General features: G+C 31.6%; 20 protein-coding genes and 1 other annotated feature. Of the genes, 16 read left to right on the forward strand and 4 right to left on the reverse strand.

Translation table 11 applies throughout. The annotated features are described in order from the left end of the window. Positions 1-26: 26 nt before the first annotated feature. From ACJDUG_RS01960 to ACJDUG_RS01980, 5 genes are all read left to right on the forward strand, one after another. Positions 27-1,049 (forward strand): sensor histidine kinase, encoded by a 1,023-nt coding sequence (locus ACJDUG_RS01960; RefSeq protein ID WP_406768193.1) that lies wholly within the window; start codon positions 27-29, stop codon positions 1,047-1,049. A gap of 1 nt (position 1,050) precedes the next feature. Then, positions 1,051-1,824, forward strand: a complete 774-nt coding sequence (locus ACJDUG_RS01965; RefSeq protein WP_406768194.1) for a LytR/AlgR family response regulator transcription factor — start codon at positions 1,051-1,053, stop codon at positions 1,822-1,824. 227 nt (positions 1,825-2,051) lie between these two features. Next, positions 2,052-4,190 (forward strand): PAS domain S-box protein, encoded by a 2,139-nt coding sequence (locus ACJDUG_RS01970; protein WP_406768195.1) that lies wholly within the window; start codon positions 2,052-2,054, stop codon positions 4,188-4,190. 23 nt (positions 4,191-4,213) lie between these two features. Further along, positions 4,214-5,050 (forward strand): sensor histidine kinase, encoded by an 837-nt coding sequence (locus tag ACJDUG_RS01975; protein WP_406768196.1) that lies wholly within the window; start codon positions 4,214-4,216, stop codon positions 5,048-5,050. Between the two features lie 90 nt (positions 5,051-5,140). Continuing rightward, entirely contained in the window at positions 5,141-5,302 is a 162-nt protein-coding gene (locus ACJDUG_RS01980) for a hypothetical protein (protein WP_406768197.1), read from the forward strand. 149 nt (positions 5,303-5,451) lie between these two features. Here ACJDUG_RS01980 and ACJDUG_RS01985 read toward each other — a convergent pair whose 3' ends face one another. Continuing rightward, positions 5,452-5,937 (reverse strand): FMN-binding protein, encoded by a 486-nt coding sequence (locus ACJDUG_RS01985; RefSeq protein ID WP_406768198.1) that lies wholly within the window; start codon positions 5,935-5,937, stop codon positions 5,452-5,454. Positions 5,938-6,389: 452 nt separating this feature from the next. Between ACJDUG_RS01985 and ACJDUG_RS01990 the strand changes: the two genes are divergently transcribed. Both ACJDUG_RS01990 and ACJDUG_RS01995 read left to right on the forward strand, forming a co-directional pair. Beyond that, positions 6,390-7,754 carry an MATE family efflux transporter gene (locus ACJDUG_RS01990; RefSeq protein WP_406768199.1) on the forward strand — a complete coding sequence of 455 codons (1,365 nt, stop codon included), beginning with the start codon at positions 6,390-6,392 and terminating at the stop codon, positions 7,752-7,754. A gap of 214 nt (positions 7,755-7,968) precedes the next feature. Further along, entirely contained in the window at positions 7,969-8,199 is a 231-nt protein-coding gene (locus ACJDUG_RS01995) for a glutaredoxin family protein (RefSeq protein ID WP_479723027.1), read from the forward strand. Positions 8,200-8,365: 166 nt separating this feature from the next. Here ACJDUG_RS01995 and ACJDUG_RS02000 read toward each other — a convergent pair whose 3' ends face one another. Both ACJDUG_RS02000 and ACJDUG_RS02005 read right to left on the reverse strand, forming a co-directional pair. After that, the gene (locus ACJDUG_RS02000; protein WP_406768200.1) at positions 8,366-8,968 is read right to left on the reverse strand and encodes a TlpA family protein disulfide reductase; all 603 of its coding nucleotides are present in this window, start codon (positions 8,966-8,968) and stop codon (positions 8,366-8,368) included. Between the two features lie 69 nt (positions 8,969-9,037). Then, positions 9,038-9,742, reverse strand: a complete 705-nt coding sequence (locus tag ACJDUG_RS02005; RefSeq protein ID WP_406768201.1) for a cytochrome c biogenesis CcdA family protein — start codon at positions 9,740-9,742, stop codon at positions 9,038-9,040. Between the two features lie 185 nt (positions 9,743-9,927). On the opposite strand from ACJDUG_RS02005, the gene trxB reads away from it, so the two are divergent. From trxB to ACJDUG_RS02035, 6 genes are all read left to right on the forward strand, one after another. Then, positions 9,928-10,857, forward strand: coding sequence for a thioredoxin-disulfide reductase (trxB, locus tag ACJDUG_RS02010; RefSeq protein WP_406768202.1), 930 nt, complete (start codon positions 9,928-9,930; stop codon positions 10,855-10,857). A gap of 332 nt (positions 10,858-11,189) precedes the next feature. After that, positions 11,190-11,441, forward strand: a binding site (T-box leader). Between the two features lie 146 nt (positions 11,442-11,587). Continuing rightward, positions 11,588-12,751 (forward strand): ABC transporter substrate-binding protein, encoded by a 1,164-nt coding sequence (locus ACJDUG_RS02015; protein ID WP_406768203.1) that lies wholly within the window; start codon positions 11,588-11,590, stop codon positions 12,749-12,751. 65 nt (positions 12,752-12,816) lie between these two features. Then, positions 12,817-13,701, forward strand: coding sequence for a branched-chain amino acid ABC transporter permease (locus ACJDUG_RS02020; protein WP_406768204.1), 885 nt, complete (start codon positions 12,817-12,819; stop codon positions 13,699-13,701). 52 nt (positions 13,702-13,753) lie between these two features. Then, on the forward strand, positions 13,754-14,701 hold the full coding sequence (locus ACJDUG_RS02025; protein ID WP_406768205.1) for a branched-chain amino acid ABC transporter permease: 948 nt from the start codon (positions 13,754-13,756) through the stop codon (positions 14,699-14,701). Beyond that, positions 14,682-15,452, forward strand: coding sequence for an ABC transporter ATP-binding protein (locus ACJDUG_RS02030; protein WP_406768206.1), 771 nt, complete (start codon positions 14,682-14,684; stop codon positions 15,450-15,452). The genes ACJDUG_RS02025 and ACJDUG_RS02030 overlap by 20 nt, the downstream gene beginning before the upstream one ends. Before the next feature lie 133 nt (positions 15,453-15,585). Next, positions 15,586-16,290: an ABC transporter ATP-binding protein gene (locus tag ACJDUG_RS02035; RefSeq protein ID WP_406768207.1), complete on the forward strand. Its 705-nt coding sequence runs from the start codon at positions 15,586-15,588 to the stop codon at positions 16,288-16,290. Between the two features lie 14 nt (positions 16,291-16,304). Here ACJDUG_RS02035 and gap read toward each other — a convergent pair whose 3' ends face one another. Next, positions 16,305-17,351, reverse strand: a complete 1,047-nt coding sequence (gene gap / locus ACJDUG_RS02040) for a type I glyceraldehyde-3-phosphate dehydrogenase (RefSeq protein WP_406768208.1) — start codon at positions 17,349-17,351, stop codon at positions 16,305-16,307. 336 nt (positions 17,352-17,687) lie between these two features. Here gap and ACJDUG_RS02045 point away from each other — a divergent pair, with 336 nt between their 5' ends. From ACJDUG_RS02045 to ACJDUG_RS02055, 3 genes are all read left to right on the forward strand, one after another. Next, positions 17,688-18,071, forward strand: a complete 384-nt coding sequence (locus ACJDUG_RS02045; RefSeq protein WP_406768209.1) for a hypothetical protein — start codon at positions 17,688-17,690, stop codon at positions 18,069-18,071. Between the two features lie 141 nt (positions 18,072-18,212). Further along, positions 18,213-19,121, forward strand: coding sequence for a D-alanine--D-alanine ligase (locus ACJDUG_RS02050; RefSeq protein WP_406768210.1), 909 nt, complete (start codon positions 18,213-18,215; stop codon positions 19,119-19,121). A gap of 11 nt (positions 19,122-19,132) precedes the next feature. After that, positions 19,133-20,593: an aminotransferase-like domain-containing protein gene (locus ACJDUG_RS02055; protein WP_406768211.1), complete on the forward strand. Its 1,461-nt coding sequence runs from the start codon at positions 19,133-19,135 to the stop codon at positions 20,591-20,593. The last annotated feature ends 77 nt before the right edge of the window (positions 20,594-20,670 follow it).

A 20,670-nucleotide genomic window follows, 5' to 3' on the forward strand; every position in this document is an offset into this window, starting at 1 on the left:
ATTAAAGTTTAAGAAAGGAATTAAATATGGATTACAAAGTTATAATTGATTCTATGCCTACTGCAGCTTTTATTACAGAAAATAATAAAATTATATATTTAAATAAAGAAGCTGAAAAATTGCTAAAAATAGAAAGCGAGAAACAAATTATTGGCATAAGTATAAAAAAATATATTTTCCATGGTTATTATAATCTATGTCTAAAGTGGAAAGAAAATATATGCAGCTTAAAGCAGAAAACCATATATGTAGATCTTAAAATAATAAATGAAAAAGGTGGTGAATTGGAAGTTGAAGCAGGAATATCACCAATTTTTATTGGTAAAAAAGATATGCAGTTATGCATAGTGAGAGATATTTCAAAACTTAAAAAGGATGGAAAAATATTAAAGGAAATTAATAAACAATTATCACTATATATAAAAGAGAATGAAAATTTGATGTTTCAATTAAGGAGATTTAGACATAACACCTTAAATATCTTACATGGTTTAAATGGATTTATAGAGACAAAAAACTGGCTTGGACTTGAAAATTACTTTAGTGAAGTTCAAGAACAAATAAAGATTTTAAAAGATAATAATCCATTTTCTATAGAAAAAATGTATAATCTGGCAGTAAGGGGCTTATTGTCAGCTAAATTAGTTACTGCTCAAAAAGCAAATATTGAAATGAAAGTTGAGATTGATAATGATATAAAAATAGATGGAAAGGTTATGAAAGATTCGGATTTGTGTGAAATATTGGGCATATATTTAGATAATGCCATTGAAGCAGCTGAAAAAGCTTTAAATAAAAAGGTATCCATATATTTCTTTGAGGACAATGAATGCATTAGTATTATCATTGAAAACACCTATAAGGATAAGCCAAGCCTATTAAAAAAGCAAAGCAGTCATTTAGTAAGTGATAAGGAAAGGGGTTTAGGACTTCAGCTCAGTGAAAATATATTAGAGCAGTATAGAAACATTCTTCATAATACATTTATATATAGACAAGCAGTTGTTCAAGAATTACATATTTTAAAAGTAAATCAAGGCAGGTGGTAGAATGGGTCTAAATTTTATAATAGCAGATGATAAGGAAGAGTCTCTTAAGATAACTGAAAATTATTTAGAAAAGATATTTAGCAATAATACTGTTAATGGAAGAATTGTACTTTTGGCAAAGAATCCAGAGGATGTACTCAATTATTCTTTGAAATTTGAAAATGAAATTAATGTATATATTCTTGATATAAATTTTGATTGTGAAATAAATGGTATTGGGATCGCAAGGAGCATAAGAGAAAGGGAACCCTATGCCTACATAATATTTTTAACTGCATATACACAAAACTCCATGCTTGTTTTTAGGTACAGATTAAAGGTTTTTGATTTCTTAATTAAACCATTGGCTTATTCAGATTTAGAAGATTGCATTATAGCACTGCAGCAAGATTTTGATAATATATCAAATCATGAAATTCCAAGCCTTAAAAAAAGAATAACTATAAAATCAGGATACCAGGACCATGATCTAATAATAAATGATATCATCTACATTGAATCTTATGGACCCAAATTAATAATTCATTTAACACATGGGCAAATAGAGAGCTATGGAACCTTAAAGGATCTAGAAAACATGCTGCAAAAGATAACTGATGTATTTTTTCGCTGCCATAAATCCTATGTTGTTAATTTTGAGCATATTAAAAAAATTGATATTCAAAATCAAGAGGTAATAATGAGTAATGGGGATAGATGCTTGATTTCTCGACCTCAAAAGAAACATTTTAAAGAATATCTAGAAGTTAGAATAAACAAGTTTGAAAAGAATTAAATTTCAGCTCATTTCTAAGGAAAATGCACATCATAAATAGTCTTTAATTATACAATTTATAGATAAAAAGCAGGTATAATCCGCATAATAATACAGCTAATACTGAAATTCCGACAATTTGTAAAATTTTATGGGAAAATATCCTATATTTTGTTAAAATATAGAGAAATACTAATAAATAAGTAATAAATGTATTCTATCAAAAATGAAACTGAGGTGATATGGCTATGAATACTGAAAATCAGCTTTGTGAGGAAGCTATTTATCATGAAGTTTTTACAAATATGAAAAGCGGAGCAATAATTTATGAGGCAGTAAATTTTGGAGAATTTTTTATTATTAAAGATATAAACTATAAGGCTTGTGAAATAATTAAAATCGAAAAAGCCAAAGTAATTGGCAGAGACATTCGTAAGGTTTTTCCAAAAATAATAGAAAGTGCTTTGTTTAATACATTAATGAAAGTATTTGAGACAGGAAATCCTGTGAATTTATCTAGCAGCTACTATGAAGATGAAAGGCTTAACTTATGGAAATCCAATTACTTGTATAAACTTTCTACTACATTAATAATTTCTATTTTTGAAAATATAGATGAATTAATTAAAATTAAAGATAATCTGAAAAGATATTCTGCCTTATTTGAAAATAGCAAAGATATAATTTTATTTATAAATGAAAAAGGGAAAATAATAGATGCAAATCCTTCTGCAATAAAGGCATATGGTTATTCTAAGGAAGAACTTCTTACTAAATACATTGAACAGTTACGTGCGGAAGAAACAATGCATTTAGTAAAGGATCAAATGGGAAAAGCGTACAAAATGGGATTAACTTTTGAAACTATGCATAAATGTAAGGGTGGAAATACATTTCCGGTAGATGTTAGTTCCATTGGCATCGAAATATCTGGAGAAAAGGTATACTGTAGTATTATAAGGAATATATCTGAAAGAAAAAATGCTGAAGCTAAATTTAGAGCTGAAGAAATTAGATATAAGAACTTATTTAATAATGCAAATGATCTTGTTTATACAAGGACAATATACGGGAAAATGACTTCTTGCAATAAAGCCTGTGAGAAAGCTTTAGGCTATAGCCAAAAGGAATTGCTTAATATGACTATATATCAGCTTGTACACCCAGATTTTCATGAAATTATTAATATGCCAGTATATGCAAGTAAACATGATAATTCAATTATAAATTTAGAAATAAAATTCATTACAGCAAGACATGAAGAAATAATTTTAGAGTTAAGCCAAACGGTGTTATACAAATCTGGATATCCCTATGAAGTACAAGTAATAGCTCGAGATGTTACAATTCGTAAAGAAGATGAAATTGCTGTGCAATATCTAACCTATCATGATAAGCTAACAAGCCTTTACAATAGAACATATTTTGAAGAAGAAATCCTTAAATATACTGACAGCAGTAAATTACCAATAAGTATAATAATGCTTGATGTAAATGGATTAAAGCTTGTAAATGATGCTTTTGGACATTTTGAAGGGGACAAACTATTAAAGGCAATAGGCAAGATACTTTTAGACAGCTGCAGAGAAAATTCCATTGTGGCCAGAATAGGAGGAGATGAATTTATTGTAGCGACTTCAAATATTACTGATGAGCTGTCAAGAAATCTTATTGAAAAAATAAAAGAAAAATGTAAAGCAGCAAATGTGAAACCTGTAAATCTAAGTATTTCTTTAGGGTACGCAATTATGAATAATGAAACAGAAAATATTGAAGACATAATAAGTGAAGCTGAAAATAGAATGTACACAAATAAAATGATGGAAAGTAAGAGCTTTAGAAGTTCTATTATTCATTCCCTCCAGAAAACCTTACATGAAACTACTCCAGAAACAAGCAATCACTGTAATAGAATGAAAGATATTTCAATGGAATTTGCAAATTTTATAGGTCTTAGCAGTATAGACATGGATAAATTAACTTTATTAGCCCTACTTCATGACGTAGGTAAAATAGCTATACCAAAAATTATACTAGATAAGTCTGGACCATTGACCGATGAGGAGTGGGAAGTTGTAAAAAGGCACTCACAAACAGGGTATAATATTGCAAAATCATCACAAGAGCTGGGAATAATAGCAGATGCACTGTTATATCATCATGAAAGATATGATGGGGAAGGTTATCCTGCTGGTCTAAAAGGAGAAGAGATACCCTTATTATCAAGGATTATTACAATTATTGATGCCTTTGATGTAATGCTTACCGAAAGAAATTATAAAAAGGCAATTAATAAAAATGAAGCAATAAAAGAACTAAAAAATAATTCTGGAACACAGTTTGATCCAATCCTAGTAAACAAATTTATTGAAATGATAGAAAAATAAACATTTGGGGAGGTTGTGTATTTATGTATGAAAAGTCTAATGAATTTTCATGGGATTTAGGCAGCAATGTTGAATTTATTAGTAATATTTCTCATGAATTAAGAACACCACTTAATAATATTTTGAGTGCAGAACAATTGTTAGCTTTAAATATTAAGGATGTATGCAACATATCACGAAGCCAAACCAATTTTATCAAATATTTAGGATCTATTGAACATAACAGCTATAGACTACAAAGAATTATAGATAATTTTATTAATATTACAGATATACAATTAGGACTCTGCAAATTAAATCTTAAAAATTACGATATTATTCATTTGATTAAAACCATTACCAAACATGTTGGTAATTTTGCTCATAGGAAAGGGATAGATATAATACTACTTACAAATGCTTTTGAAAAGAAAATGGCATTTGATAAGGTGAAATTAGAAAAAGTTATTTTAAATCTATTGTCAAATGCTATTAAGTATTCAGAAAACAATAAAACTATAAAAATTGTTATTTTTGATAAAAATGATAGTGTTTTAATAAAGGTTATTGATCAAGGAATTGGAATACCTAATGAAAAATTATCAGGTATATTTGATGTATTTGTACAAGTTGATAAATCCTTTAACCGTAGCAGGGAAGGCGCAGGTACAGGTCTTGCTATTGCTAAATCCTTTGTTGAATTACATAAAGGCACTATTACAGTTCTTAGCAGTGAGACTCAAGGAAGTGAATTTAAAATTGAGCTTCCAGTAAGTACCATAGCTGAAAATGAAATGAGGATAATGGATGATGAGGAAGGAAACATGATACACAAAATTGAAATAGAATTTTCAGATATATATGAAATAACAAGCTGCTAAAAGTAGTTTTTAAGTGGCGCATGGACACTGAAAGCTATTGCATAAAAGTTTCCTTAAAACATAAAAATAATCTTGAAAGGGGAGATTTTTATGACTAAAAAGCTAACAGCAATGCAGCTTAGAATGGCTGCTCTCGCTAATAATGATATGGAAGCAGGGGCAGAAATTTATAAGAATCCTGAAGTAACTGTGAAGATAAAAAATAATATAAGCAAAAATCAAGGTTTAAGGTCTTTTGATAAAAAGTTGTAGCCTTCATTAACTAATTAAATTGAAGAAGCTGCACATGTTATAAAGAGGATACAGTAAAACAAATAAAATATGCTTATGCAGCATATTTTATTTGTTTTAGTTTACTTTTATTTTATTAAATTAGTTTGAAGCAGCCCATTTTATAAATTCTATTGAGCCTTAGACAATGCGGCGGATACGGCAGCTTTCCAGCCATTTGAACTAGCTGTAGCTCCGCTTATTACATTTACATCAGCAGATTGTTTAGCAATCATAGCACTTGCTAAATCCAGCCTATATTGCTTTAGGTTTGGATACCCATTTTTAGTTCCATCCCAATCATTATAATTAACTTCCTTCTGATTGTCATCCAATCTCTTTAGGTCGATATTAGAAATTTTTCCACCTTTTATAGTTACAACTGCTTCCTCATAGCCAGGTTTAGTGCTCTTGTGTTTCTCGTCATAGGTTCCGTCTTTATAGGTTATTGACTTTCCATTACTTGCTGCGTTTCCGCCAGTTGTAGCATTCTGCCCAGTAACTGAAGGTGTAGGTGCATTACTTCCTGTTGCCGGAGGCGGGGTAGTCTTTGGTGTACAGGCAGACATAGAAAGAATTAAACAGGCTGATAAAATACCATTTGCTATTTTTTTCATTTTAATCCTCCTCGTTTTACTTGTTGGTTTTACTATTTAAAGTTTAAATATACAATATTATTGTCCAAAATAATTATAATTTTATACATTTATTTTATTTTTGCAGCACTATTGAAGGAATATTCAGATAATTGTAGAAATATATTACATATAGGTAAAGTTATATTCAAAATTCAAACTACGTAAATATTTATAAAATTTACGTAAAAAAAGAAGGCCAGGAGGGAAATAAGATGCCTGATAAAGGAAAAAGCAAAAGTGGTTCGACTAAGAAGGGAGACAAAAAAGGCGAAAAGAAGAAGGATAAGAAAAAATGATAAAAAATACAACATGTAGCTTGACTATATGTTGTATTTTTTATGTGAAATTAGACAATTTAATATTGGTCTTTATCATTAAATAATATATAATAATATTCATCTTAGTAAATAGGTAAGTGGGGGGCAAGCTTTATGGATCGTACAAAACAATTAGGTGAAGAAAGTGTTGGGAAATTATTATGGAAATTTTCCTTACCAGCTATCGTAGGGATGTTAGTTAACGCACTTTATAATATTATAGATAGAATATTTGTAGGTAAAGGTGTTAGTGAACTTGCTATTACTGCAATTACTATTGCTTTTCCAATCATGAATATTATAATGGCTTTTGGTATGCTAATAGGAATTGGTGCTGCTGCAACTGTTTCTATAAAACTTGGACAGCAAAATAAGAAAGAGGCTGAACATATTCTAGGAAATGCCTTCGTATTAATAATAATCTCATCTCTATTAGTTACTGTTTTTGGACTTGTTTACCTAGAGCCTATTCTAAGGTTTCTAGGAGCTAGTAAAGAGGTTCTGCCTCTTGCAAAGGATTTTACTACTATTATTTTAATTGGGGTAGTTCTGCAAAATGTTGGCTTTGGATTAAATAATTTAATTCGTTCTGAAGGAAACCCGAAGATAGCAATGATTACAATGCTTATGGGTTCTATTCTAAATACAATTTTCAATCCATTGTTTATATTCGGTATGCATTTTGGAATTAAGGGATCAGCTGCAGCAACAATAGTATCTCAATCAGTGTGTTCTGTATGGGTACTATCATATTTCCTTGGTAAAAAAAGCATATTAAAACTTAAGAAAGAAAATATGAAACTAAATATGCATATAGTAAATCAAATTTTCTCAATTGGTTTATCGCCATTTCTTATGCAGGCCGCTGCTAGTGTAATTAATATAGTACTTAACAATGATCTTGCTGTTTTTGGAGGAGACAAGGCTATAGCTGCAATGGGAATAATAAACAGCGTAGCTATGCTGATACTAATGCCTATTTTCGGAATTAATCAGGGCTCTCAGCCTATCATAGGATATAACCATGGTGCTAAAAACTACGACAGGGTAAGGAAGGCACTTAAGCTAGCTATTTTAGCAGCTACATCTATTTGTGTCGTTGGCTTCGCGGTAGTACAACTCTTTCCGAAAGCTATTATTAACGGATTCAGTAATGCTGATATAGAACTAATAAATATAGGATCGCAAGGCCTTAGAATTTTCTTAGCCATGCTGCCTATAATTGGTTTTCAAATCGTAAGTTCAAATTATTTTCAAGCAGTTGGAAAAGCAAAGATTTCTATTCTTTTAAGTTTATCTAGACAGGTAATTGTTTTACTACCGCTGCTTTTAATACTGCCGAAATTTTTAAATTTAACAGGAGTTTGGATGGCTGGCCCAAGTGCTGATTTCATTGCCTCTTTAGTAACTGGATTATTCTTATTTAGAGAATTAAGGCATTTAGGAAATGCTGCAGCTAAAGCTGAAAATGTTATTTAAGATGGAGTTTAAGGTATAAACTAAAAATAATATAAATATTTGTAGCAGCTTATGGAAAAAATAATTATAGCTAAATCAATATAATTTTAAACCTTATATAAAAATTTATTTATGAGGAGGTTAAAGCCCTAAAATGGGCTTTAACGAGTAGTTTTACGAGCGGAAGCGAGTAGTCTTAAACTACTCAGTGTTCCGACTAAAAGGAGGAAAATATATGAATGTTATAGTTTACACAACACCTTCTTGACCATGGTGTCATAAGGTAAAGGATTACCTAAAAGCTCAAGATATACCGTTTTCTGAGAAGGATGTAACTAAGGATTCTACTGATGCTATGGAAATGATAAACAAATCTGGCCAACGTGGAGTGCCTGTTATTGATATTAATGGGAACATAGTAGTTGGGTTTGATCAAGATAGTATTGATCAATATTTAGGGATATAATAACGAGAATAGCCACAACGCCTTAGTGTTGTTCGTTTGAATAAAATGAATTCAGGTCAACACTTGGGTTTGTGGCTATTCTAAGCTTTGAGCTTCTTTCAAAGAGGTTAACTCATGTTTTATATATTTCTGATATTTGGCCTATTACTAAATTTAATTTAATCCGTTATTTTAGCTTGTCTATATAAATTTTCATATCTTCTATATTCATACTGCCAATATGCTTATCTAGAATATTACCATCCTTATCAATAAAATAAGATGTAGGAATTGACGAAATTTGATATTTTTCTGCAGCTGTATTATTACTATCCAATAAAATTTTGAAATTATAGTTGTTATTATTTATAAAGTTTCTGACTGTTTCTGTAGATTCAGCAAGATCAACTGCTAAAATTACTAAATCACTATCTTTTGTTTCTTCGTACAGCTTCTCCATTTCTGGCATTTCAGATTTACAAGGTCCACACCATGTTGCAAAGAAATTGAGAAAAACTCTTTTGCCTTTGAAATCGCTTAAGGAAACTTCTTTCCCGTTTAAATCCTTAAGTTTAAAATCCAATGCTTTCTGTCTTGGAATGTCTATATTAAACTTTGATGATGGTGAAGCACTATTATTAGAGATATCATCTGTACTTGTATTACTTTTGTTTAATACTTGACTTTCTTTATTTGTATTGCTTAAATTGGTTTTATTGTAATTATAAAGGGTAAACAGGGCTCCTCCTACTACAATAATTATGCTTAAAGCTATTATCCATTTTTTCATATTTATGCCTCCAAATATTCTTATTAATAATTAAATTACTTTAAATTTTTAATCTATTTATCATACTTATTAAAAGTTTATAAAGTTAAAATATTGGCCTAGTAAACTCATCTTATTGGTATAGATTAAAATTCCCATAATTATCATTAGTATTCCGCTAAACACAGAAATTAGCCACAAGTATTTATTTAGTCCCTTAAGGTTAACCCATAAGCTTTTAATGGCTAATGCAGTTAAAATAAACGGTACACCAAGGCCTAAGGAGTAGGCGGAAAGCAGTAAAATACCTTTATTAATGGTTTCAAGGCTGCCTGCATATAAAAGAATCGAGGATAAAATGGGGCCAACGCATGGAGTCCAACCCGCTGCAAAGGCCATGCCCATAAAAACAGCTCCTAAAGCACCATTTGCATCTTTAAAGGATAAAAACTTTTTCTCATAATAAAAAAGTTTAATTTTCAAAATACCCGTCATATGAATTCCAAAAATTAATACAAGCAAACCAGCAATTTTCTTAAAGATAAATTGATTTTTTATAAAAATTTTTCCTAGTGTTGTAATTGAGGCGCCCATAATAATAAAAATAATGGAAAAACCAACAACAAAAGCAAGTGACCTATACAGTACATATAGTTTTGATTTTTCTGATGTTTGGTTCTCTATAGCAGAATCAGTAATATAACTTATGTATGCTGGAACAAGAGGTAAAACGCAGGGTGAAAGAAAGGACGCAAGTCCAGCAGAAAAGGCCAAAATCAATGAAATATTAGTCATATATAGTATCTCCTTATAATATTTTAATTCTACACTTATTCTTTTTAAAATATATTAATAAAAATTAGCAAAATTACAATAAATTCATATTGTTTTTTATACCTATGAGGGGTATATTTATAATATCACATAATTATAAAAAATTAAAGAATAATAACATTATTATAGATTAGGGAGAGATTAAAGTGAATAAAGAAATAAAAGATTTGGATTTGCTTATTATAGGAGGAGGCCCGGCTGGACTCACTGCATCAATTTACGCTGCAAGGGCAAATATGAATATGCTGCTATTAGAAGATGAGGTACTAGGTGGACAGGTGAGAAACAGCTATACCATTGAGAATTATCCTGGTTTTAAGTCTATATCAGGGGCTGAATTATCAGATTTAATGATTGAACAGGCAAAAGAGTTAGGAGCAAACATAGATGCCTTTAGCAGGATAATTAAGGTTGACTTCCGTGATGATGAAAAATTAGTAGAGACAAAGAAAATTATTTATAGACCTAAAACCCTTATTATTTCTACTGGTGCAGCACCAAAGAAAATTCCTATTCCAAATGAAGAAAAGTTTTCAAGTAGAGGAATACATTACTGCGCCGTATGTGATGGTGCAATGTATGAGGATACAGTAGTAGGAGTGGTAGGCGGAGGTAACTCTGCACTAGAGGAAGCTTTGTTTCTTACAAAGTTTGCTTCTAAGGTTGTAATGATAAGAAGGCATGATTACTTCAACGGCGAAAAAGCTACTATAGATGAAGTTTTGAGTAACCCTAAAATTGATGTTTTATATAACTGGGATTTAGCCAATGTTGAAGGTGAACAGTTTGTTAATAAGGCAATTATTAAGAATACCATTACTGGTGAAATAAAAGAATTAGAACTTAGCGGAATTTTTGGATATGTTGGAACTGTCCCTAAAACCTTGCTGTTTAAAGATATTTTAAATCTTACACCAAAGGGTTATATAGTTACAGATGAAAATATGCAGACTAATATAAAGGGAGTTTATGCAGCAGGGGATGTAAGAGAAAAACAATTTAGACAAATTACTACTGCAGTTTCTGACGGGACGATAGCTGCCTTATCAGCAGAAAAGTATATTGCACAAATGTAATTTTATGACAAACATTAAAGCTGCAGGAATATAGCCGTTTAATAAATAGCGATGAAGGGAAATCTGCAGTTTATAAATTATAAAAAATCATTTTGCACAATAATACATGAAAATGTTTACAATAATAAACTATATTAAAATCTTAAATATTGGCTGGAGTTCTTTGAATATACATTGGCGTATAGGAAACGGTAAAATGTAAAAGAGATTTAAGAATATATAATTTGAAGTTATGTATTTGAAAACTTGCAAAATTGTATTGACATCATATTTTTATCATGATATATTATTTATCAATAATACAAGTCATTTGGATTTTAGAAATTTTATATTATGAAACTATGATGAAGAGCGTACTATTTAAAAGTCAATTACAGAGAGCTGAGAAAGCTGAGAATCAGCATTGATAACATGGTAAACAATCACTTCGGAGTTCTATGGCTGAATTTAGTAAGCCGTAACGTAAAGCCGCGTTAAAAGGCAAGGGTTTAAAAAAGGTTTTATATTAAAATCTTTAGAACCTAATGAGTTAATTATCGTGAGATAATTATAAATAGAGTGGTATCGCGGATTACGCCTCTATATGTATAACAATACATATAGAGGCGTTTTTTTATAATATTACGAAAAAAGGGGGCGGTTTAATTGGGGATTATTGCAGATCAGGATGAAGATGGTATTATAAGAAGATTTGTTTTATTTTATGAAGTATCAATAAGGGGTGTTAATTGTGAATAAAAAGTTGTCTTTATTAATAGTTTTAATTTTTTCTCTAAGCATTCTATCTGGCTGTTCCCCAGCAGGTGCAGCTGCAAAATCGGACAAGATTAAAGTAGGTCTAGATTATGAACTTTCTGGTAATGTAGCAACCTACGGCCAAAGCCTAACTGCTGGTATAGAAATGGCTTTTGAAGAAATCAACAACAATGGCGGAGTGTTTGGAAAACAAATAGAAGAGGTAAAGGTAGATAATAAATCAGATAATACTGAATCTGCAAATGTTGCTACTAGACTTGCAACAAGAGATAAGGTAGTTGCTATACTAGGAGCAGCGACCTCAGGTAACACTAAGGCAGCTTCACCAGCAGCTATGCAGAATAAAGTTCCTATAATTTCAGGTTCAGCAACAGCAGATGATGTTACTGTAAATAGCAATGGAAAGGTAAGGGACTTTGTATTTAAGACTAGCTTTAGTGATTCTTTCCAAGGAGTTATGATGTCTAATTTTGCTTATAATGATTTAAAAGTAAAAAAAGCAGCAATGTTAGTAGATACTACAAGTGACTACAGCAAGGGACTAGCAAAGAACTTTAAGGATACTTATAGTAAGCTAGGTGGGTCTGTTGTTGATGAAGAAGCATACCAAGCAAAGGATACTGATTTTAAGGCAGTACTTACTAAAATCAAGGGACAAAATCCTGATGTGCTTTTTGTTCCTGGGTATTATGAAGAAGTAGGCCTTATTGTTAGACAGGCTAAGGAGCTTGGCTTAAATGTACCAATTCTTGGGGGGGACGGTTATGAGTCACCAAAGCTTACGGAACTAGCAGGAAAGGATGCTTTAAACAATGTATATTATACAAGCCATTATTCCTCTAAGGATGATTCTCCAAACGTAGTTAAATTCAGAGATACCTTTAATAAGAAATACGGTAAGGACCCAGATGCCTTTAATGCACTAGGCTATGACTTAGGATACTTCCTTGCAGATGCCTTAAAGAGGGCAGGAACTGTTGATTCTTTAAAGTTAAAAGATGCTTTAGCTGATACTAAAGATTTTAATGGTGTTACAGGAACCTTCTCAATGGATAAGAACCATAATCCAGTAAAATCAGTAACAGTTATACAAATGAAAAACGGAGAACCAACCTTCTTAAAGAAACTAAACCCATAGAATGAAATAATTCATTCAGAGGTACTTCACCTTTGAATGCTTGACCCTTTGAAAGGAGTGAATAAATGGAACAGCTATTTCAACAATTAATAAATGGTATATCACTTGGAAGCATATATGCACTAATTGCACTAGGCTATACTATGGTATACGGCATAATTAATTTAATAAATTTTGCACATGGAGATATTTACATGGTAGGTGCATATGTTGGTTTTGCAGCAACTACATTTTTTCATTTGGGTTTTATAGAAGCTTTAATAATTTCAATGGTAATCTGCAGTATATTAGGAGTACTAATAGAAAAAGTTGCATATAAACCTATAAGAAAATCTACCAGAATAGCTGCATTAATTACTGCAATTAGTGTATCTCTGTTTTTAGAATATGGAATGATGTATTTTGTTAAGCCAGAAACTAGAACCTTTCCTAATGTACTGGATGAAAATAAAACTACATTCTTTCAGGGACATGTAATTATGGATATGAAGAATTTATACATTATTATAATTACAGTTTTTCTAATGCTTTTTCTTCAATTTTTTGTTCATAAAACAAAAACGGGGAAAGCCATGAGAGCTGTTTCTCTTGACAGTGTGGCAGCTGAACTTATGGGCGTAAATGTTAATAAGACTATATCTTACACCTTTGCTATTGGCTCTGCACTAGCAGGTGCAGCAGGAGTGCTAGTTGGTATCTACTATAATTCCATTAATCCCCTTATGGGTATTTTACCTGGATTAAAAGCTTTTATTGCTGCGGTAATCGGAGGTATAGGAATTATCCCAGGTGCAGTATTTGGCGGATTCTTTTTGGGAATGACAGAAACAATGGTAAGTGCCTATGGGGGGTCCATATTTAAGGATGCAGTTGCATTTACTATTTTAATTTTAATTTTATTAATAAAGCCTAATGGTCTATTGGGGAAAAATGTACAAGAAAAAGTTTAAAGTACATTGTTTATTAAATCAAGTATAAGGAAACAAGGGGGTAGGTGCACTTATGAAGCAATTAAAGAAACGCAATATGTTAATTTTTTTTATAATAATACTTGGCTACATTTTAGTTCAACTGTTAACAAATAATGGGACTATTGATTCATATTTAATGCTTAATATTGTGATTATATGTATTAATATTATTTTAGCGGTTAGTTTAAACCTCATTACTGGTATTACAGGTCAGTTTTCACTAGGACATGCAGCTTTTATGTCTATTGGAGCTTACGTATCTGCCATTGTAACAGCAAAATTTGGTTTTACATTTGCTGAAGGAATAATATTCTCAGCCTTTGCAGCGGCCCTGGCAGGAGTGCTTATTGGAATTCCAACTCTAAGGTTAAAAGGAGATTATCTTGCCATTGCAACACTTGGTTTTGGAGAAATTGTTAGAATAGTAGCGCTAAATATAGATTATATTGGAGGTGCCACTGGCTTTGATGATATACCTCAGTTTACTAATTGGACATGGATATTTTTTCTAACTGTGGGAACTGCTCTTCTTATAACAAACTTTATTAAGTCTTATCACGGTAGAGCATGCATTGCGATTAGTGAAGATGAAATAGCTGCTGAAGCTGTTGGGGTAAATACAACTTATTATAAAGTTTTGGCTTTTGCAATAGGAGCAGCCTTTGCAGGAATTGCAGGAGCTCTCTATGCAAATTATTTTTACTTTATAAAGCCTGATTCTTTTGGCTTCATGAAATCCATAGATATCCTTGTAATTGTAGTATTTGGAGGTCTAGGAAGCATAGGGGGGTCAATTGTTGGGGCAGTGGCGCTATCTATAATTTCTCTATTTCTTCAAAATATATCTGAGCTTAGGATGGTAGTTTATTCTTTAATACTCTTTATTATAATGGTTTATAGACCTCAGGGCCTTTTAGGAAAACATGATTTTAAACTATTTAAAAAGGGGGCTAAGCTTCATGTCAGTGCTGAAAGTTAATAACTTATCTAAATCCTTCGGAGGAATTAAAGCTGTTACTGATGTAAGTTTAAATATAGAAAAAGGTGAAATTGTGGGCCTAATAGGACCAAATGGTGCTGGTAAAACTACCTTCTTTAATTTGCTAACAGGCATTTATTCACCAAGCTTTGGAAATATTGTATATGAATTAAATAAAACCGTTAGCGCCAAGGATTTAAAGCCATACAAAATAATTAGTTATGGCATATCAAGAACTTTTCAAAACATTAGGCTTTTTAAAAATATGACCGTTCTTGATAATGTATTACTTGGCTTTCATCATGGTTTAAGATATGGGATTAACACTGCACTTTTTAGACTTCCTCACTTTTATAAGGAAGAAGAGGATGTAAAGAAGAAAGCTCTTAAACTTCTTGAAAAGTTTAATTTATTAGAAATGAAGGATGAAATGGCTAAAAACCTTTCTTACGGGGATCAAAGGAGGGTTGAGATTGCCAGAGCATTAGCAGCAAAGCCTAAGCTTCTTCTACTTGATGAACCTGCAGCAGGTATGAATACAAAGGAAACAAAAGAATTGACCGACCTAATTACCTGGATCAGAAAAACCTTTGATTTAACTGTTATTCTTATTGAACATGATATGTCTCTTGTTATGGGTATATGTGAAAGAATATTTGTATTTGATTACGGAAGTTTAATAGCAAGCGGAAGTCCTGAGGAAATACAGAAAAATGATAAAGTTATTAAAGCATACTTAGGGGAGACGTAACAATTAATAATTGTTACGTACAGAATACAGGAGGCAATAAGATTAATAATCTTATTGTGCAGAATAAGGAATACAGGAGGCAAAAAGGTTAATAATCTTTTTGTGCAGAATAAGGAATACAGGAGGGTTAGAGATGCTAGAAATTACAGATTTAAATGTGTATTATGGTGCCATTCATGCACTTAAAAATATAAATCTCAATATTAATGAAGGAGAGGTTGTAACCTTAATTGGCGCAAATGGAGCAGGAAAAAGTACAACCTTAAAAGCCATTTCTGGTATAGTAAAACCAAGAGCCGGAAAGATTTATTTTAATGGGAAGGATATAAATAATGTGCAGGCTGCTAAAATTGTTAAGCTTGGTATTTCTCATGTGCCTGAAGGAAGAAGAGTGTTTTCCTCTATGAGTGTTATGGAAAATCTTGAAATGGGAGCGTATACTAGAAAAGATAAACTTAAGATAAAGCAGGATTTTCAAAAGGTATTTTCTTTATTTCCAAGGCTTTTAGAAAGAAAAAATCAGCTATCTGGCACCTTATCTGGTGGCGAACAGCAGATGCTAGCTATAGGAAGAGCATTAATGTCAAAACCTAAGTTACTTTTACTGGACGAGCCATCTATGGGACTTGCGCCTATTATAGTAAAAGAAATATTCAGTATAATTAGTGAAATAAATAAAGAAGGTTCAACGGTTTTACTTGTAGAACAAAATGCTGCAATGGCACTTCGAGCTGCTCATAGAGCTTATATAATACGAAATGGAGAAATTGAAATAGAGGGGAATGCAAGAGAACTTTTGCAGGATGAAAAAGTAAAGAATGCCTATCTTGGCGGATAAGCATTCTTTACCTTTTAAATTGCTAGGCATAAATTAGGAATATAATTATTTTTCATTTGATCTGCTGTATAATTTATAAGATCAACTGTCCTACAGGAATAGCCCCATTCATTATCATACCAGGAAACAACCTTTATCATATTTCCATTCATAACCATAGTTGAAAGCCCATCTATTATTGAGGAGCGCTCGTCACCTTTGTAATCAATGGATACAAGCGGCTCTTCAGAATAGCCAAGTATTCCTTTCATTGATCCGGTTGATGCTTCTTTTAAGGCGTTATTAACTTCCTCAGCAGATACCTTTCTTGAAACCTCACATACTAAATCTGTAAGGGATACTGTTGGGGTAGGCACTCTTACTGAAAAACCATTTAATTTTCCACTAAGGCTTGGAATGACTTTACTAATAGCTTTTGCTGCACCTGTAGAGGTAGGAATAATTGATTCTGCAGCAGCTCTAGCCCTTCTTAAATCCTTATGATTTTTATCTAGTAGCTGCTGGTCATTAGTATAAGAGTGTATAGTTGTCATTAAACCTCTTATAATTCCAAAATTCTCATCTAAAACTTTTGCAAAGGGAGCTAAACAATTTGTTGTACAAGAGGCATTAGATATTATAACATGTTTATTTATATCCAGTTTTTCTTCGTTTACCCCCATTACTATTGTTATATCATCATCCTTTGCAGGAGCAGTCAATATAACTTTTTTAGCACCTGCTGTAATATGCTTCATTAGATTTTTTTTATCCTTAAAAACCCCTGTAGATTCTACGACTATATCTATATCAAGAGCCTCCCAAGGTAAATTTTCAGGCTTACTTTCTCTAAATACCTTAATGCTTTTACCATTAATTATAATTGAATCTTCAGTAGTTTCTATTTCTCCCTTAAATGTACCATAACATGAATCATATTTAAAAAGATGGGCCAAGGTTTTGCTGTCTCCTCGTGCATTTATAGCAACTATATCAATATCCTCATCTAAATTCTGCTGAGAGATTCTAAGCACAGCCCTCCCAATTCTTCCAAAACCGTTAATGGCAACTTTTACTGACATTTCGCTTCCTCCTGTATTCTTATTAATAAACGCTAAACAGCATATATACTATACAATATATTTATTAACATATAAATGTGATATACTATATATAGCAATATTGCGCACATATGTCAACCTTGTTTATGCTTGTTAAACTAAATTAGCTTTATTTTTCAGCTTTTTATTCATTTATCCTAAATATTTTAACTAAATATATATAATGGGCTGATTTAATAAATTAACATATAACAAACTTAGAAGAGTTTCTGTAAAACCTTGAAATCATCTAATTTTATTTCACATTACTATGTCCAATTAATAAATGCGGGAATATTATATCATAGGGGTGATTTTATGGAGCTTGACATTGCTGATAGATTGAATATTTTGGGGGCTGAGCTTTCATTTATAGGAGAAGGATTGGCAGTATTAGCAGCAAGAATGGCAGCTAAGCAGAAATTAGAGCAAAATGTAGAGAGGAAAAAGCAATTAGATGAAGAAGCAACAGAATTAAATAGAATCTCAAATTGGATCATATTTCTTGGCGATTCTACTTCTCTATATGCAGCAGAACTTGTGGCCCAGGAAAATATTGTAGAAATAAGCAATAATGAAATAAAATTAGAAGCTACGAATCTAAATTTACTTTCAGGTTGGCTAAATGTCCTTGGAGATGCTTTTGCAATTCAAGCTCAGGCTTTAGAAGAGATTTCAGAGAATGATACCACAGTACCATAAAAGTTATGAGGCTGTGGTTCTTTTTTTTATATTCATATGGTTTTACTATAAAAGTAAGCCAGAAATGGACATTTACAAATAATTATCTAGTGGGAAGGAGAGAGCTTAATTGCTCAGTGTACCCACAAAGGAGGTATAATAATGAGAGTTGGAGTTATTATGGGTGGGACGTCTTCTGAAAGGGATATATCGCTGCTTACAGGTAAGGAAATACTTGAGAATCTGGATAAAGATAAATATGAGGTAGCCCCAATATTAATAAATAGTAAAAAAGAATTAATAGAGAAAACACTAGAGGAAAAAATAGATTTTGCATTTCTTGCCTTACATGGGAAATTCGGAGAAGATGGCAGTGCACAGGCTATCTTAGAAGGACTTAATATACCATATTCCGGTTCGGGAATTTTGGCCAGCAGTCTATGTATGGATAAGGATATCTCTAAAAGATTAATGCAGTCGGAGGGCATTAATACTGCTCCTTGGGTTACAATTAGAAAAAATGATGAAATAAATTACAAGGCTTTGGAGGAACTTGGTTATCCCTTAGTAGTAAAGCCTGCAAATGGTGGATCTAGTATTGGAACAAATATTGTAAAGAATAGCGAAGGGATAATTGATGCAGTGCTTAGTGCCTTTGATTTTGATGATGAGGTAATGATTGAAAAGTACGTTACAGGGAAAGAAATAACTTGCAGCATACTAGACGGGAAACTACTTCCAATTATAGAAATTAAGCCGTCTTCTGAATTCTTTGACTATAAATCCAAATATGCTGATAAGGGCTCGGATGAAACTATAATAGAACTAGAGGCTTCACTTGAAAAGGTGGTTAGGGAAATCTGCATTAAGTGCTGGAACTTATTTAAATGTGATATATATGGTAGAATAGATATGATAATTGAAAATAGCAAACCCTATGTACTTGAAATTAATACTTTGCCTGGAATGACAAAAAATAGCCTGCTGCCTAAGAGTGCTAAGGCAGTAAATATGGATTTTAAAAGCCTATTAGATAATATAATTAGGGCGTCATTAAAAATTAACAGATAAAGAGGGAGAATATGTTTTTATCAGAAATCATTTTTAATAGCAGTGAACCATTATATTTACAAATAGAGACACAAATAATAAAAATGATAGAAGAAAATATGCTGGTAGAAGGTAGTAAACTACCTTCTACCAGAGAACTGTCAGAAATTTTAAAGGTTAGCAGGAATTCCTGTATGCACGCCTATGAACTTCTGGAGGATAAAGGCTATATTAAAGTTATAAAAGGGAAGGGAGCCTATGTTTTTAGCGGCTTTGAGAATAAAAAGTTAGGATGGGTAATTGATTGGAATACAAAGATTAGTAACTATGGCAAAAGGGCTTTGGAATTAGATATTGTTAAAAACGAAGCAGTAACTAAAAAAAATATGATATCTTTTAAAAGTATAGCACCCGATGAAAAATTATTTAATCTTGAACAAATCAGAAGGGATTTTCTAAATAGTATTTCTTTTGAAGGGGAAAAAATTTTTAATTATGGTTATGCAATGGGGTATAAGCCTCTTTTAGATAAATTAAAGGAATATGTGAAAAATAAAGGAATAGATTTATTAAATAAAGAAGTTATTATTACAAATGGCTTTACTGAAGGTTTTGACATTACTTTAGCTGCACTTACCAATAAAGGTGATTTAGTACTCTGTGAAAATCCAACCCATAACACAGCTATAAAGCTAATGAGGCTCCATGGCTTAGAAATCCATGGGGTAGATATTGATGAAAATGGAATAAATCTTGCTGAGCTTCAGGAAAAGCTTGCTAAAAATAAATACAAATTAATTTATCTAATTCCTTCATATCATAATCCAACAGGAACTGTAATGTCTGCAGATAAAAGAATGAAAGTTTATAAGCTCTGTAAAAAAAATAACCTGCCAATTATCGAAGATGGCTTTAACGAGGAACTTTTATATTCATCATCCCATGTAGCTTCTATTGCTGCACTGGCGACGGAAGATAATAGTGTAGTATATATAGGAAGTTTTTCTAAAATACTATTTCCTGGAATCAGGATAGGCTGGATAGTTGCTGATAAAAATCTAATAAGTAGCCTAGAAAGCATAAAAAGAAGCAGGAATATTCACAGTTCGGTATTAGACCAGGCCTTTTTATATGAATTTTTAAAAAGCGGTGATTATGGGGCATATTTAAAAAGGGCACGAAAGCACTATAGGGAAAAATATATATTTATAATGAACTTAACCAAAATCTATCTCTCAAACTGCAAAATTTATGGTGAGGGTGGTCTTCATATATTTATAAAGCTATATAATATTGATGCTCGAAGCCTATTAGATTTGGTTATGAGGCATGGTGCTATTTTTATGCCAGGAGATGTATTTTATGTTGATGAGAAAGGCAAGGATACACTTAGACTTGGTTTTTCTAGATTGTCCCTTCAGGATATAGAAAAGGGAATTAAAATTTTAGGTAAATGTATTGATGAACTTTCTGCTAATCATAAAATTGAATAATTATAATAAAATACTATAATATTTTCTCCTTAGCTTCCTGGAAATACACTTTATTATTTGTGGGAAAAATTAGGCAA

The organism is Candidatus Clostridium stratigraminis (assembly GCF_045310675.1).
Lineage (GTDB): Bacteria > Bacillota > Clostridia > Clostridiales > Clostridiaceae > Clostridium_AT > Clostridium_AT stratigraminis.

Excerpts from the sequence above, each read along its gene's own strand:
- ACJDUG_RS02035 (WP_406768207.1), top strand. The coding sequence starts at position 15,586 with ATGCTAGAAATTACAGATTTAAATGTGTATTATGGTGCCATTCATGCA.
- ACJDUG_RS01970 (WP_406768195.1), top strand. The coding sequence starts at position 2,052 with ATGAATACTGAAAATCAGCTTTGTGAGGAAGCTATTTATCATGAAGTT.
- ACJDUG_RS02020 (WP_406768204.1), top strand. The coding sequence starts at position 12,817 with ATGGAACAGCTATTTCAACAATTAATAAATGGTATATCACTTGGAAGC.
- ACJDUG_RS01965 (WP_406768194.1), top strand. The coding sequence starts at position 1,051 with ATGGGTCTAAATTTTATAATAGCAGATGATAAGGAAGAGTCTCTTAAG.
- ACJDUG_RS02055 (WP_406768211.1), top strand. The coding sequence starts at position 19,133 with ATGTTTTTATCAGAAATCATTTTTAATAGCAGTGAACCATTATATTTA.
- ACJDUG_RS02005 (WP_406768201.1), bottom strand. The coding sequence starts at position 9,742 with ATGACTAATATTTCATTGATTTTGGCCTTTTCTGCTGGACTTGCGTCC.
- ACJDUG_RS01975 (WP_406768196.1), top strand. The coding sequence starts at position 4,214 with ATGTATGAAAAGTCTAATGAATTTTCATGGGATTTAGGCAGCAATGTT.
- ACJDUG_RS01960 (WP_406768193.1), top strand. The coding sequence starts at position 27 with ATGGATTACAAAGTTATAATTGATTCTATGCCTACTGCAGCTTTTATT.
- gap (WP_406768208.1), bottom strand. The coding sequence starts at position 17,351 with ATGTCAGTAAAAGTTGCCATTAACGGTTTTGGAAGAATTGGGAGGGCT.
- ACJDUG_RS02025 (WP_406768205.1), top strand. The coding sequence starts at position 13,754 with ATGAAGCAATTAAAGAAACGCAATATGTTAATTTTTTTTATAATAATA.
- ACJDUG_RS02030 (WP_406768206.1), top strand. The coding sequence starts at position 14,682 with ATGTCAGTGCTGAAAGTTAATAACTTATCTAAATCCTTCGGAGGAATT.
- ACJDUG_RS02045 (WP_406768209.1), top strand. The coding sequence starts at position 17,688 with ATGGAGCTTGACATTGCTGATAGATTGAATATTTTGGGGGCTGAGCTT.
- ACJDUG_RS01980 (WP_406768197.1), top strand. The coding sequence starts at position 5,141 with ATGACTAAAAAGCTAACAGCAATGCAGCTTAGAATGGCTGCTCTCGCT.
- ACJDUG_RS01990 (WP_406768199.1), top strand. The coding sequence starts at position 6,390 with ATGGATCGTACAAAACAATTAGGTGAAGAAAGTGTTGGGAAATTATTA.
- ACJDUG_RS02000 (WP_406768200.1), bottom strand. The coding sequence starts at position 8,968 with ATGAAAAAATGGATAATAGCTTTAAGCATAATTATTGTAGTAGGAGGA.
- ACJDUG_RS02050 (WP_406768210.1), top strand. The coding sequence starts at position 18,213 with ATGAGAGTTGGAGTTATTATGGGTGGGACGTCTTCTGAAAGGGATATA.
- ACJDUG_RS01985 (WP_406768198.1), bottom strand. The coding sequence starts at position 5,937 with ATGAAAAAAATAGCAAATGGTATTTTATCAGCCTGTTTAATTCTTTCT.